At 62.4% G+C, this 12,365-nt stretch carries 14 protein-coding genes; all 14 read right to left on the bottom strand.

Annotation, left to right across the window (positions count from 1 at the left end; translation table 11 throughout):
- Positions 1-4 precede the first annotated feature (4 nt).
- The 14 genes from phnK to HB680_RS27130 all read right to left on the bottom strand — a co-directional run bounded on the left by phnK (position 5) and on the right by HB680_RS27130 (position 12,362).
- Positions 5-814, bottom strand: a complete 810-nt coding sequence (gene phnK / locus HB680_RS27195) for a phosphonate C-P lyase system protein PhnK (RefSeq protein ID WP_213941477.1) — start codon at positions 812-814, stop codon at positions 5-7.
- A complete protein-coding gene (locus HB680_RS27190; RefSeq protein ID WP_213941518.1) occupies positions 811-1,677 on the bottom strand; it encodes an alpha-D-ribose 1-methylphosphonate 5-phosphate C-P-lyase PhnJ in 867 nt (288 codons plus the stop codon). The genes phnK and HB680_RS27190 overlap by 4 nt, the downstream gene beginning before the upstream one ends.
- A gap of 13 nt (positions 1,678-1,690) precedes the next feature.
- A complete protein-coding gene (locus tag HB680_RS27185) occupies positions 1,691-2,767 on the bottom strand; it encodes a carbon-phosphorus lyase complex subunit PhnI (protein ID WP_213941476.1) in 1,077 nt (358 codons plus the stop codon).
- Entirely contained in the window at positions 2,767-3,357 is a 591-nt protein-coding gene (gene phnH, locus HB680_RS27180) for a phosphonate C-P lyase system protein PhnH (protein ID WP_213941475.1), read from the bottom strand. Before phnH ends, HB680_RS27185 begins: the two co-directional genes overlap by 1 nt.
- Positions 3,357-3,803, bottom strand: a complete 447-nt coding sequence (gene phnG / locus HB680_RS27175; protein WP_213941474.1) for a phosphonate C-P lyase system protein PhnG — start codon at positions 3,801-3,803, stop codon at positions 3,357-3,359. The genes phnH and phnG overlap by 1 nt, the downstream gene beginning before the upstream one ends.
- 14 nt (positions 3,804-3,817) lie before the next feature.
- Positions 3,818-4,522: a phosphonate metabolism transcriptional regulator PhnF gene (gene phnF, locus HB680_RS27170; protein WP_213941473.1), complete on the bottom strand. Its 705-nt coding sequence runs from the start codon at positions 4,520-4,522 to the stop codon at positions 3,818-3,820.
- 36 nt (positions 4,523-4,558) lie between these two features.
- Complete coding sequence (phnE, locus tag HB680_RS27165; RefSeq protein ID WP_123510473.1) at positions 4,559-5,341, bottom strand: phosphonate ABC transporter, permease protein PhnE; 783 nt, start codon at positions 5,339-5,341, stop codon at positions 4,559-4,561.
- 161 nt (positions 5,342-5,502) lie between these two features.
- Positions 5,503-6,513, bottom strand: coding sequence for a phosphonate ABC transporter substrate-binding protein (gene phnD / locus HB680_RS27160; RefSeq protein ID WP_213941472.1), 1,011 nt, complete (start codon positions 6,511-6,513; stop codon positions 5,503-5,505).
- 43 nt (positions 6,514-6,556) lie between these two features.
- The gene (gene phnC / locus HB680_RS27155; RefSeq protein ID WP_213941471.1) at positions 6,557-7,390 is read right to left on the bottom strand and encodes a phosphonate ABC transporter ATP-binding protein; all 834 of its coding nucleotides are present in this window, start codon (positions 7,388-7,390) and stop codon (positions 6,557-6,559) included.
- 368 nt (positions 7,391-7,758) lie between these two features.
- Positions 7,759-8,163 carry a hypothetical protein gene (locus HB680_RS27150; protein WP_213941470.1) on the bottom strand — a complete coding sequence of 135 codons (405 nt, stop codon included), beginning with the start codon at positions 8,161-8,163 and terminating at the stop codon, positions 7,759-7,761.
- 14 nt (positions 8,164-8,177) lie between these two features.
- Entirely contained in the window at positions 8,178-9,377 is a 1,200-nt protein-coding gene (ccmI, locus tag HB680_RS27145) for a c-type cytochrome biogenesis protein CcmI (protein WP_213941469.1), read from the bottom strand.
- Positions 9,374-9,844: a cytochrome c-type biogenesis protein gene (locus HB680_RS27140; protein WP_123409143.1), complete on the bottom strand. Its 471-nt coding sequence runs from the start codon at positions 9,842-9,844 to the stop codon at positions 9,374-9,376. Before HB680_RS27140 ends, ccmI begins: the two co-directional genes overlap by 4 nt.
- The gene (locus tag HB680_RS27135) at positions 9,841-10,377 is read right to left on the bottom strand and encodes a DsbE family thiol:disulfide interchange protein (protein ID WP_213941468.1); all 537 of its coding nucleotides are present in this window, start codon (positions 10,375-10,377) and stop codon (positions 9,841-9,843) included. The genes HB680_RS27140 and HB680_RS27135 overlap by 4 nt, the downstream gene beginning before the upstream one ends.
- The gene (locus HB680_RS27130; RefSeq protein WP_213941467.1) at positions 10,374-12,362 is read right to left on the bottom strand and encodes a heme lyase CcmF/NrfE family subunit; all 1,989 of its coding nucleotides are present in this window, start codon (positions 12,360-12,362) and stop codon (positions 10,374-10,376) included. Before HB680_RS27130 ends, HB680_RS27135 begins: the two co-directional genes overlap by 4 nt.
- Between the last annotated feature and the right edge of the window lie 3 nt (positions 12,363-12,365).

Below are 12,365 nucleotides of genomic sequence, written 5' to 3'. Positions count from 1 at the left end.
GGCTTCACGGCTGCAATACCGAAGACACCAGCAGTTGCGAATAAGGGTGTTGCGGGTCGTCGAGGATCTGATCGGTCAAACCGGTTTCCACCACCCGCGAGCGGCGCATCACCATCAAGCGGTCGGCCAGCAAACGGGCGACGGCCAGGTCGTGGGTGACGATCACCACCGCCAGGTCCAGTTCACGTACCAAGCCACGCAGCAAGTCGAGCAAACGCGCTTGCACCGACACGTCGAGTCCACCCGTCGGTTCGTCCATGAACACCAGGCGCGGGCTCGACACCAGGTTGCGGGCGATTTGCAGCCGCTGCTGCATGCCGCCAGAAAAGGTCCGGGGCAAGTCGTCGATGCGCTGCGGATCGATTTCCACCTGGCTCAGCCAGTCAATCCCGGCCCCGCGCAGTTGCTGGTAATTGCGTACGCCCTGGGCCATCAGGCGTTCGCCGATGTTGGCGCCGGCGGAAACACCCATGCGCAAACCGTCTCGCGGGTTCTGTTCGACGAAGCCCCATTCGGTGCGCAGCAAGGTCCGGCGCTCGGCTTCGCTGGCGCTGTACAGATCGAGCCATTCGCCCTGTTTGTCGCGGTAGCCGATGCTGCCGCGCTGAGGCGGCAAGCGCCCGCTGAGCAAGGAAAGCAAGGTCGATTTACCCGAGCCGGACTCGCCGACAATCCCCAGCACTTCGCCGGGGTACAGGTCAAAACTGACGCCCTGGCATCCCTTCTCCAGGCCATACAGCAGCGACAGATCACGCACCCGCAGCAAAGGCTCGACGGTGACGTTGGCGTGTTGGTTTTTCAGCACCTGGTTCATTGGCCCTGCTCCTGCTGGCTGATGCGCTGGGCGCAGTAATAGGTGTCGGAACAGACGAAGCTTTGGGTGCCGGCGTCGTCGATGATCAGCTCGTCGAGGAAGGATTCGCGGCTGCCGCAGATGGCGCAGCACTCGTCCCACTTCTGCGCTTCAAACGGGTGATCCTCGAAGTCGAGGCTGGTGACCCGCGTGAATGGCGGCACCGCGTACAGACGCTTTTCGCGGCCGGCGCCGAACAGCATCAGTGCCGGGCTCATGTCGAGTTTCGGGTTATCGAATTTGGGAATCGGCGACGGGTCCATCACGTAGCGCTCATCGACCATCACCGGGTAGGCGTAGCTGGTGGCGATGTGACCGAAAGTGGCGATGTCTTCGTAGAGTTTGACGTGCATGACCCCGTAATCATTCAGGGCGTGCATGGTCCGGGTTTCGGTTTCCGACGGTTCGATAAAGCGCAGCGGCTCCGGGATCGGCACCTGATAGACCATGATCTGATCGGCGTGCAGCGGCGTTTCCGGGATGCGGTGACGGGTCTGGATCACCGTGGCGTCCGGCGTACTTTCAGTGGTCGCTATGCCAGCGGTGCGGGCGAAAAAACGCCGGATCGACACGGCGTTGGTGGTGTCGTCGGCGCCCTGATCGATGACCTTGAGCACGTCATCCGCCCCCAGAATCGCCGCGGTCAATTGCATGCCACCGGTGCCCCAGCCATACGGCAACGGCATCTCGCGGCCCCCGAACGGCACCTGATAACCGGGGATCGCCACAGCCTTGAGCAAAGCGCGACGGATCATGCGTTTGGTCTGTTCATCGAGGTAGGCGAAGTTGTAGGCCGCGTCCCGTGGCGGAGCCCCGCCCGTCATGGAGTTGCTCATGTCATTCATGGCTGTGGCCCTCGGCAGGCTTGCGCAGTTTGCGGATCAGTTCCAGTTCGGCCTGGAAGTCCACGTAGTGAGGTAATTTGAGGTGCGCGACAAAACCGGCCGCCTCGACGTTGTCGCAGTGCATCAGCACGAACTCTTCCTGCTGCGCCGGGGACACGATCTCTTCGTTGTACTCGTCGGCCCGCAATGCGCGGTCGACCAGCGCCATGCCCATGGCTTTGCGCTCGGCATGCCCGAACGCCAAACCGTAGCCGCGGGTGAACTGCGCCAGCTCCGTGGCCGAGCCGACGAACTGGTTGACCATCTCGCACTCGGTCACTTCGATGCTGCCCAGATTGATCGGGAAGCCCAGCTCTTCGGGATCGATCCACACGTCCACTTCACCGATGCGGATTTCCCCGGCAAATGGATGGTTGCGTCCATAACCGCGCTGGGTGGAATAACCCAGCGCCAGCAGAAAACCTTCATCGCCACGGGCCAGCACCTGTAGACGCTGGGCACGGCTGGCGGGCAATTCCAATGGATCGCGGGTGATGTCCGCCACGGGTTCGCCGGTATCGGTTTCGGTCTTGATCAAACCTTCCTTGGCCAGCAAACCCAGAACCCGTGGGCACGCTTCGAGGCTGGCATCCGCGGTGGTTTGCGGCCCTGGGTATTCGCCTTCGGCCAGCAGCGCAAAGTCCAACAGGCGATGGGTGTAATCGAAGGTCGGCCCGAGCAATTGCCCGCCCGGCACATCCTTGAACGTGGCGGACAATCGCCGGCTGAGTTGCATGTTCGACGTATCGATCGGCAGGCTCGGGCTGAAACGCGGCAACGTGGTGCGGTAGGCCCGCAGCAGGAAGATGGCTTCGACCAGATCCCCCGCCGCTTGCTTGATCGCGAGTGCGGCCAGTTCTTCGTCGTACAGCGAGCCTTCACTCATCACCCGCGCCACCGCCAGCGGCAATTGCTGACGGATTTGCTCGACGCTCAGTTCAGTGACCGAGGTATCGCCCCGGCGTTTTTTCGCCAGCAGACGGTGGGCATTGTCGATGGCCTGTTCGCCACCCTTGACGGCTACGTACATCAGACACGCTCCTGTGCGATGCGGGTGCTGCGCGGCAGGCCGATCAGGTCATGGCCGGCGGTGAAAAACAGGTCCAGCCCACGGGGGAATTCGTTGCGCTGTTCACGCTCGCGCCAGAAACCATCGGCCACCGGCAGACTGACCGGGTTTTCGAGTTCGATGCCCGGCCCGCGCCAGCTCAGCCCTGCCCCGCCGTCGAGGCGCGAAAGCTGAACCAGCACGGTGCAGGACTGATCCGGGTAGCGATCATTGCCAGTGTCGAAGCCGCTGAGGTCGAGCACATCGTCGGCGGCGAGCAAGGCAAAACTCGCGGCGTCCCGGCTTGAGGCCAGCGGACAGCCGCAATGGAACATCAGGTTGGCGCGGATCACCGGCGTGTTGAAGGACGGCGCCAGCCACAGCGGCGTGTCGACATCCAGTAGCGCCAGGCACAACGCGTAAGTGGCCGGGGCCAGCCCTTCAATACTGGGGAGGTCGTGCAACTTCTGGATCAGTCCAGGACCGGACAACGCCTTGAGCGCCGCGCGAAAACCGCGCTGGGCATCCAGCACCGGATCGGCAAAAGCCGGTTGCAACAGTTGTGCGCTCATCAGTTTTCTCCTCGCACAAGGGTGAAAAACTCGACTTTGGTGGCGGCGGTTTCTGCCGCTTTCCGGGCCTGGCGTTCGGCCTGAGCTGTCGCCAGTGGCGTGATCATTTCCGTCAGCCAATGACCTTGCTGCGCACCTTGCAAATGCGCGTCGGCCAGGGCGGCCAACTCGGCGTGGACCTTGTCGCGGCCTGCCAAATAGCTGTAACCGGTACGGCCATCGCTCAGACGCACCACGCAGCGGGTCACGCTCATTTCGCCGACGTTGAACGGTGCGCCGTTGCCGCCCATGCGCCCGCGAACCAGGGTCATGCCGATTTCCGGGGCGCGGACCAGTTGGTACTCGATGTCGCGCAATGCGGCTTCATGGGGCTGCAATTCGCTGCGACGGGCACGGGCCAGCACGCCGATCCAGTGCTGCCGCGCGGTGTGAGAAGCAGGGTTCATCGTTGAGTTCTCCATCAGGTGACGACCTGGTACTGGAAGCGATCCGAACGGCTGGTGGACTGGGCCAGCTCCACCGGGCGGCCGTCGCGATCGCGGGAAAGGGTGAACACACTCAGCGCCGGCAAATGCCGGGGCATCATCAGCAACGCGGCTTCTTCGCGGCTGGGTAAGCGGGCGCCGATCAGGCTCAGGGTGCGGGTCAGTGGCATAGCGCGTTCACGGAGGTACTGGCGCAACGAACCGCCGACGTAGTCCGCCAGCAACGGCGCGTGACTGGCGCAGTAGCGATGACGGATCAGGCTGACCGGTTGGTGGTCGAGCTTGCGCAGGGTCTGCAACTCGATCATCGGCGCCTTCTCGGCGATGCCCAGATGCTGCGCTTCTTCACGGCTGGCGTAGCAGTAACGGCGTTTGAGCAACAGCGCTTCGACCCCCAGCCCCTGGGCCGACAGCGACTGGCTGTAGGCACTGTCGGCGGCCATCGGATAAATCAGCGGCCGTTCCAGCACCTGCGTGCCTTTGCCCTGGCGGCGCAGCAGACTGCCTTCGAACACCAGCTCATCGATGGCGCGGCGCAGGGTGTGGCGATTGACGCCAAAGCGCTCGGCCAGTTGCACCTCCGCCGGCAGGAAGTCCCCGGCCTGATAATCGGCCAGCTCACGGCGCAGGATGTCGGCCAATTCGCGGTACACCGGCTCATCTTGTCTAGACAACTGCATGCTTAAAAAAAGCGCCCAGCGGCACCCCTCCGAAAATCAGATGAACTGCTTGCGCAGGCGTTGCGACAGGATGTCGATCAGGCTGACAACGACGATGATCACCAGCAGCACCGCGCAGGTCTGAACAAACTGAAAGGCGCGGATGTTCTCCCACAGAATCACGCCGATCCCGCCGGCCCCGACCATCCCGACCACCGTCGCCGAGCGCACATTGGCCTCGAAGCGGTAGAGCGCGTAGGACACCCACAGCGGCATCACTTGCGGGATCACGCCGTAGATCACTTCCTGCAAGGCGCTGGCCCCGGTGGCGCGAACCCCTTCGACCGGGCCTGGATCAATGGCCTCCACCGCTTCGGCGAACAGCTTGGCGAGTACGCCGGTGGTGCTGATCCACAGCGCCAGCACCCCGGCGAACGGGCCCAAGCCGACCGCCACCACGAACAACATCGCGAAGACCATTTCGTTGATCGAGCGGAAAGCATCCATCACCCGCCGCAGCGGCTGGTGAATCCACCACGGGGTGATGTTCTCGGAACACAGGATGCCCAGCGGCACCGAGCAGACAATCGCCAACACCGTGCCCCAGAGGGCGATTTGCACGGTGACGATCATTTCCTTGAGGTAGGAACGCCATTCATGAAAATCCGGCGGGAAGAAATCCGCGGCGAAGGTCGCCATGTTTCCGGAGTCGCGGTACAGCGCCATCGGGTTCATCTCGGCGCCGTGCCAGGCCCAGGCCAGCAGGACCAGAAACAGACCCCAGCCGACGTATTGCGGCCAGGTGTGCTTGCCGACGGCTTCAGCGTGAAGAGTGGTCATGGATTCTCTCTAAATTAACGCGTGACACGAAAGTAATGCCGGGTGCAAAACCCCTTGTGGGAGCGGGCTTGCTCGCGAAAGCGGTGGGTCAGTCAACATCGATGGCGCCTGTGCCGCCGCCTTCGCGAGCAAGCCCGCTCCCACATTTGCCCCTCGGTGAATCAACCGGCGTTGGCAGTCTTTTTGTCGGTTTTCTCAAGCAAGGTGATGCGCTCTTGCAGCTTCGCCAGTTCAGCGTCGATATCCGCAAGCTTCTTGGCCTTGTCCGCCGCTTCAAGCTTGGTATCCGCACTGATCGTGGTGCGTTGCTTGAACAGTTCGAGCTGACGGATCGGTAATAACTGGTCGTCGCTGGAGGCCAGGAACTTGCCCAGTTGCATGCCCTTGAGGACCGCTTTCTCGGAATCGGTATCGCCATAGCTGAAGATGAAATCGCGGATCCTGGTCTTCTCGCTGTCGCTCAGGGCCTTGCTCCACACCAGCGGGTCGGCGGGGATCAGCGGCGATTTCCAGATCACTTTGAGCTGCGCAGCCTTGTCCGGCTGGGTGACTTCCAGGCGATCCCAGCTTTCGGTGTTGAAGGTCGCGACATCCAGTTGCCCCTTGGCCACGCTCAGCGCGTTGACCTCATGACTGGAGTTGAGCGTGCGTTTGAATGCGGTGGCGGCGTCGACGTTGTTCTTGGCGAAGACGTAGTAGCCCGGCACCAGGTAGCCCGAGGTGGAGTTCGGGTCGCCGTTGCCGAAGGTCAGGTTCTTGGCGTTTTTCAGCATGTCATCGACAGTGTTGATCGGGCTGTCCTTGCGCACGATCAGCACGCTCCAGTACCCGGCGGCGCCGTTGGCGGCGGCGGTCTGGGCGAAGATTTCGCCGTTGGAACGGTCCACCGCTTCCATGGCGGCCTTGTTGCCCAGCCACGCGACGTCGACTTTGTTGAAGCGCATGCCCTGGATCAGGCCGGCATAGTCGGAAGCAAATGTGGCGTTGATCTTCAGCCCGGTTTTCTTCTGCATGTCATCCAGAAACGGCTGCCAGATGCTTTTCAGGTTCTGCGAAGACTCGGTGGACATGATGCCGAAGTTGATGGCTTTTTCTTCAGCCTGGGCGGTGCCCAGCACACTGCTGGCAATCAGGAGTGCGCCAGCAAAAACGCGACCGATACGGTTCAACATGGAAAGGATTCCTTGGGGTGCGCCATTGGAAAAAACGGGTTGTTCAAACGCGCGCCAGCACCAGCCGAGGGGCGGGTTCGGGGCGGCGGGTCTGGTCGGAAAACATCAGGCTGGTGTCGATGTCGGCACCGTACAAATCGTTGAGGAACTGGCTGCTCAGATCGGCGGCGAGACCGTCGAAATGAATCCGTCCGCCCTTGAGCGCCACGGCGCGGGGGCAATAGCGGGTGGCGTAATCGACTTGATGCAGGGTCACCACCACGGTCTTGCCGTCGCGGCGGTTGATGTCGGCAAGGATTTCCATGACCTTGCGCGCCGATTCCGGGTCGAGAGAGGCGATCGGCTCATCCGCCAGAATCACCTCGGCGCGCTGGGTCAGGGCCCGGGCAATCGCCACGCGCTGTTGCTGGCCGCCGGACAACGTGGAGGCACGCTGGGCCGCCAGATCCGCCAGACCGACGCGGTCCAGGGATTCGAGGGCAAACTGTTTTTCCTGGGCATTGAACAGGCTCAAATTGCCACGCCATCGCGGCATGCGCCCCAGGCAACCGAGCAGCACGTTGTCGAGCACGCTCAGGCGATTGACCAGGTTGAACTGCTGGAAGATGTAGCCGATATCGGCGCGCAAACGTCGCACCTTGCCATTCAACCGGCCGGACGCCTGCACTTCCCGGCCCAACACCTTGACGCTGCCGCCATTGTTGCGATCGCAACAGGCCAGGCCCGCAAGGTGCCGTAACAGGGTGGACTTGCCGGAGCCGGAAGCGCCAATCAGCGCGACCATCTCACCGGTAGCAATGGTGAGTTCGAGGTCGACCAGTGCAGTCTTGCGCGCAAAGGTCTTGTTCAGATGATCGACATGGATAGCTGTGTTCATGGGCTTCTCTGTCTGGTTGAACAGCCGTCCCTGGCCGCTTTGGAGTTCAACCGACTTTAGGCACCGGGCATGTCAGCGCTATGACTTGCACAAGTCCCTCGAATAACCATTTGATGAAGGTTTGATGAAAGGTTGAGTGGCAGTGGCAGTCTGTACCGCCCCTTGTAGCAGCTGGCGAAGCCTGCGTTCGGCTGCGCAGCAGTCGTGAAATCAGGCTATGCGGTATTCCTGACACACCGCATGTACTGAATTTACGACTGCTGCGCAGCCGAACGCAGGCTTCGCCAGCTGCTACAGGTTTGGTGTGTTTATCAGCTTCGCGAGCAGGCACAAAAAAGGCGACCCGAAGGTCGCCTCTGCTTTTTGCGCTATTGCCCGAATTGCCGTCCCAGGCCGCCCGGCACGCCATGAATGTCGGTGTCTTCCCATGGCCCGTTCGGGCTGATCGAGCGGCTCCAGCCGTTGTTCCAGCGGTAGTAGGTGCGCTGGCGGTAGAACGTGTTGGGCTGGTCGTCGAGCACGTAGACGCCCATCTTCGCATCCCAATGGCTGTTGCCCCCCGGTGGCGGGGCGAAGCTGGCAGAGGTGCGCGGCAGCGGTTTCGCGGGTTTGGCCGGGATGCCTGGCTTGCTCGGCGTGGGCGTCGGGGACGGCGTCGGGCTGGGCTGCGACGGCGGGATCGGCGGCAAGGTCTGGTGAGGTGGCCGTTGGACCGCACAAGCGCTTAACCCCAGGACGAGACTGAGCAGGGTGATCCGAGCGATGGCGGTCATGGCGGTGCTTCCTGTTATTTATCCGGGCTGTCGATGGTCAGTTTTTGTGGCGCGGTGGTGCTGCTGGCCAGGGGCTGGCTGCGACCGATCCACTCGCCGGCTGTCGGTTGGCCGGCGCGGGAGATGCGCGCAACCAGTTGGACTTCAGGGAAGTTCGACAGTTTCAACTGCGGCATCATTGCGTCGGCATCGCCCAGTTCGACGGTGGCCGGCAGGTCAGCAACGGTCAGACGTTTGGCGGCCAATGGCGCCGGTGGGCCGGAAGTGGCGCGGGCAAAAATGAACACGCTGTCGCCTGGTTGAACCTTGCCTTTCAAGTCGGCCGCGAGATCGACACGCACCTTGAGCAACGCACCTTTGGTGACCGGTGCCTGGGCCACTTTGCCGCCGCTGGCCTCGAGTTTCTCGGTGGCACGGGCGATTCCGCCTTGCAGTGCGCCACGGGAATTGTCGTCCGGTGGCAGTTGCGCCAGCAGGCGATTCCAGTAGTCGATGGCGTCCTGATAGCGCTGAGCTTCAAACGCGGCGATGCCGAGCAGACCAAGGCTGGTGACTTCTTTCGGATCGGCTTTCAGCGCTTCGTCGGTCAGGGCCTGGATCTTGTCCGACCATTTCTTGCCATCGGCAAAGTACTGAGCCTGGGCCCACTGGCCGAGCAATTCCGGCTGGCGCCCGGCAAGGTTCACGGTGCGTTCGAAAATCTTCGCCGCGTCGGCCGGACGGTCCTGAGCCATGTAGGTGCGGCCGAGGAAGTACAAACCTTCCGCCGAATCCGGTTGAGCGGCCACTGCACGTTCCAGGCGACGGGTCATTTCTTCCATCGACTGCGGCGCCTGGGAGAACTCCCGGGTCAGTTCGACTTTATCGCTGGCGCCGAAATGCAGGTACAGGCAAAGGCCCAACACCGGCACAAGGATCGCCGCCAACAACGGAAACGCTTTACCCAGACGCGACACACGCGGCGCGCCAACCCCCTCGGTGTCCGCCAGCAACTCACGCGCCGCTTCAGCGCGGCCAGTGTCCAGTTGCGCGGCGTTGAGTACGCCCTCTTCCTGCTGAGTCTGCAACTCAGCCACGCGCTCCTGGTACAACGCGACGTTCAGGGCAGTACGATCCTCTTCGAGCTGGGCGCGACGACCGCGCAGAACGGGGATCAACAGAAAACTCAGGGCAACCAGAAGTAGCAGACCTGCAGCGAGCCAGAAATCAATCATTCTTGGTTTTTATCCAACAGGTGGTCGAGGCGCTCGCGCTCCTCGGCGGAAAGCGTGTCCGGGGTGTCAGCGCGTTGCACGCGACGACGGCGGACGATCACGGCGATCACCACGAAACCGCCCAGCAGCAGGCCGGCAGGGCCGAACCAGAGCAGAGCGGTCTTGGCGTTCAGAGCGGGTTTGTAGCGGACGAAATCACCGTAGCGATCGACCATGAAATCGATGATCTGCTGGTTGTCCTTGCCCTCGCCGAGCATGCGGAAAATCTCTTTGCGCAGGTCGGCGGCAATCGGGGCGTTGGAATCGGCAATGTCCTGATTCTGGCACTTGGGGCAACGCAGCTCTTTGGTCAGCTCGCGGAAACGCTCACGGTCACCTTCTTTGGCGAACTCGTAGGTGTCGATGGCCGCGTGCGCCACGCCAGCCATGCTCAAGCCCAGTACAGCGGCGGCGATCCAGCGCTTCATGGCTTGGCCTCATCGACCAGCGCCTGATACTTGGCCGCGAGTTTTTCGCGCCAGACTTGCTCATCGATCACCCCGACGTATTTGTCGCGGATGATGCCCTTGGCGTCGATGAAGAAGGTTTCCGGCGCGCCGTACACACCGAGGTTCAGGCCCAACGTGCCTTCGTCGTCGCGGATGTCCAGTTGATACGGGTTGTGGAATTCCACCAGCCACTTCAAGGCGTCGGCGTTGACGTCCTTGTAGTTGATGCCGTAAATCACCACGCCCTTCTCCGCCAGTTTGTTCAGCACCGGGTGCTCGACCCGGCAGGAAATGCACCAGGTACCCCAGACGTTGACCAGCGCCGGTTTGCCGAGGATGTCGGCCTTGGTCAGGGTCTTGTCGCCCTGCACCGCGGGCAGGGAAAACTCCGGGAACGGCTTGTTGATCATCGCCGAGGGCAGCTCGGCCGGGTCCAGGTACAGACCGCGATACAGGAAAACAGCCACCACCAGAAAAATCGCCAGTGGCAACAGCATCAACCAACGTCTCATGCAGTGGCTCCCGTCATGCCGAGCGCTTCACGCACGCGGCTTTTCACCTTGACCCGATAACGCCGATCCAGCGCCGCCAGCAACCCGCCGAAACCGGTGAGCAAACCGCCGAACCAGATCCAGCGCACAAACGGTTTGACGTGCACGCGCACAGCCCAGGCGCCATCGCCCAGCGGTTCGCCGAGGGCGACGTAGATATCACGGGTGAAACCGGCGTCGATCCCGGCTTCGGTCATCACCGAGTTCTGCACGGTGTAGAGACGTTTTTCCGGGTGCAGCACGCTGACTTCCTTGCCGTCGCGGATCACCCGCACGGTGCCCTTGTCTGAGGTGAAGTTCGGCCCTTCGAAGTGCTTGGCGCCTTCGAAGATGAAGTGGTAACCGGCCAGGTCCATCGATTCGCCCGGCGCCAGACGCAAGTCGCGCTCGGCACTGTTCTGGCTCGACAACACGACACCGAGCGCACACACGGCGATGCCCAGGTGAGCGACCTGCATGCCCCAATAGCTGCGGGTCAGGCTTGGCAGGCCTTTGATCAAACCTTTGTGGCGGGTCTTGTCGAGGATGTCGCGCACACCGGCCAGCAAAACCCACGCGGCGAGCATGAACGTCGCGATCACTGCCCAGTTGAAATCGCCGTAAGCGACGCCGGCCACCACGGCCAGCGCGGCGCTGCCGAGCAACACCGGGGTCAACATGCCCAGCAGCCATTTGACCGGCGTGTCTTTCCAGCGCACCAGCATGCCGACCGCCATCACCACCATCAGCAACGCCATCAACGGAATGAACAGCGCGTTGAAGTACGGCGGGCCGACGGACAGCTTGGCGCCGGTCATTGCATCGAGGATCAGCGGGTACAAGGTGCCGAGCAGGATCATCGACGCCGCCACCACCAGCACCAGGTTATTACCCAGCAGCAGGGTTTCCCGGGACCAGAGGTTGAAACCGACATGACTCTTGACCACTGGCGCACGCAGAGCAAACAGCGTCAGCGAGCCACCGACCACAAACAGCAGGAAGATCAGGATGAACACGCCGCGCTCAGGGTCGGACGCAAAGGCGTGCACCGAGGTCAGCACGCCGGAACGCACCAGGAAAGTCCCGAGCAGGCTTAGCGAGAATGCGGCAATGGCCAGCAACACGGTCCAGCTCTTGAACACGCCACGTTTTTCCGTGACCGCCAACGAGTGAATCAGCGCCGTCCCCACCAGCCATGGCATGAACGAGGCATTTTCCACCGGGTCCCAGAACCACCAGCCGCCCCAGCCGAGTTCGTAATAGGCCCACCACGAGCCCAGGGTGATGCCGATACCGAGAAAGGCCCAGGCGACGATGGTCCACGGACGCGACCAGCGCGCCCACGCCGCATCCAGACGCCCGCCCAGCAGCGCCGCGATGGCGAAGGCGAAGGCCACGGAGAAACCGACATACCCCATGTACAGCATCGGCGGATGCACGATCAGGCCGATGTCTTGCAGCAAGGGATTGAGGTCACGACCGTCCGCCGGAATCTGCGGCAGGATTCGCGCGAACGGGTTCGACGTCAGGATCAGGAACAGCAGGAAACCGGTGCTGATCATGCCCATCACCGCCAAAACCCGGGCGAGCATGACTTGCGGCAACTGCCGGGAGAACACCGACACCGCGAAGGTCCAGCCGCCGAGGATCAAGGCCCAGAGCAGCAACGACCCTTCGTGGGCGCCCCACACCGCGCTGAACTTGTAGTACCACGGCAATGCGCTGTTGGAGTTGCTGGCCACATAGGCGACGGAGAAATCGTCGGTCATGAAGGCGTAGGTCAGGCAACCGAAGGCGAAGACCAGAAACGCAAACTGGCCCCAGGCCGCCGGTTGAGCCAGGCTCATCCACAAGCGGTCACCACGCCAGGCGCCGAGCAACGGCACGATGGCCTGAACCAGCGCGAAACACAGCGCCAGGATCATGGCCAACTGGCCCAGTTCGGGGATAAACAGTGCAGAGGTCATCGA

The organism is Pseudomonas sp. dw_612, from assembly GCF_018449725.1.
In the GTDB taxonomy this organism is placed as follows: Bacteria; Pseudomonadota; Gammaproteobacteria; order Pseudomonadales; family Pseudomonadaceae; genus Aquipseudomonas.
This window is presented reverse-complemented; position numbering and strand designations above follow the sequence as displayed.

Bases quoted from the DNA above. Each gene is read 5' to 3' on its own strand.
- phnD (WP_213941472.1), bottom strand. From the start codon at position 6,513: ATGTTGAACCGTATCGGTCGCGTTTTTGCTGGCGCACTCCTGATTGCC.
- HB680_RS27185 (WP_213941476.1), bottom strand. From the start codon at position 2,767: ATGTACGTAGCCGTCAAGGGTGGCGAACAGGCCATCGACAATGCCCAC.
- HB680_RS27135 (WP_213941468.1), bottom strand. From the start codon at position 10,377: ATGAGACGTTGGTTGATGCTGTTGCCACTGGCGATTTTTCTGGTGGTG.
- ccmI (WP_213941469.1), bottom strand. From the start codon at position 9,377: ATGATTGATTTCTGGCTCGCTGCAGGTCTGCTACTTCTGGTTGCCCTG.
- phnF (WP_213941473.1), bottom strand. From the start codon at position 4,522: ATGCAGTTGTCTAGACAAGATGAGCCGGTGTACCGCGAATTGGCCGAC.
- phnC (WP_213941471.1), bottom strand. From the start codon at position 7,390: ATGAACACAGCTATCCATGTCGATCATCTGAACAAGACCTTTGCGCGC.
- phnG (WP_213941474.1), bottom strand. From the start codon at position 3,803: ATGAACCCTGCTTCTCACACCGCGCGGCAGCACTGGATCGGCGTGCTG.
- HB680_RS27140 (WP_123409143.1), bottom strand. From the start codon at position 9,844: ATGAAGCGCTGGATCGCCGCCGCTGTACTGGGCTTGAGCATGGCTGGC.
- HB680_RS27190 (WP_213941518.1), bottom strand. From the start codon at position 1,677: ATGACGGGCGGGGCTCCGCCACGGGACGCGGCCTACAACTTCGCCTAC.
- phnE (WP_123510473.1), bottom strand. From the start codon at position 5,341: ATGACCACTCTTCACGCTGAAGCCGTCGGCAAGCACACCTGGCCGCAA.
- HB680_RS27150 (WP_213941470.1), bottom strand. From the start codon at position 8,163: ATGACCGCCATCGCTCGGATCACCCTGCTCAGTCTCGTCCTGGGGTTA.
- phnH (WP_213941475.1), bottom strand. From the start codon at position 3,357: ATGAGCGCACAACTGTTGCAACCGGCTTTTGCCGATCCGGTGCTGGAT.
- HB680_RS27130 (WP_213941467.1), bottom strand. From the start codon at position 12,362: ATGACCTCTGCACTGTTTATCCCCGAACTGGGCCAGTTGGCCATGATC.
- phnK (WP_213941477.1), bottom strand. From the start codon at position 814: ATGAACCAGGTGCTGAAAAACCAACACGCCAACGTCACCGTCGAGCCT.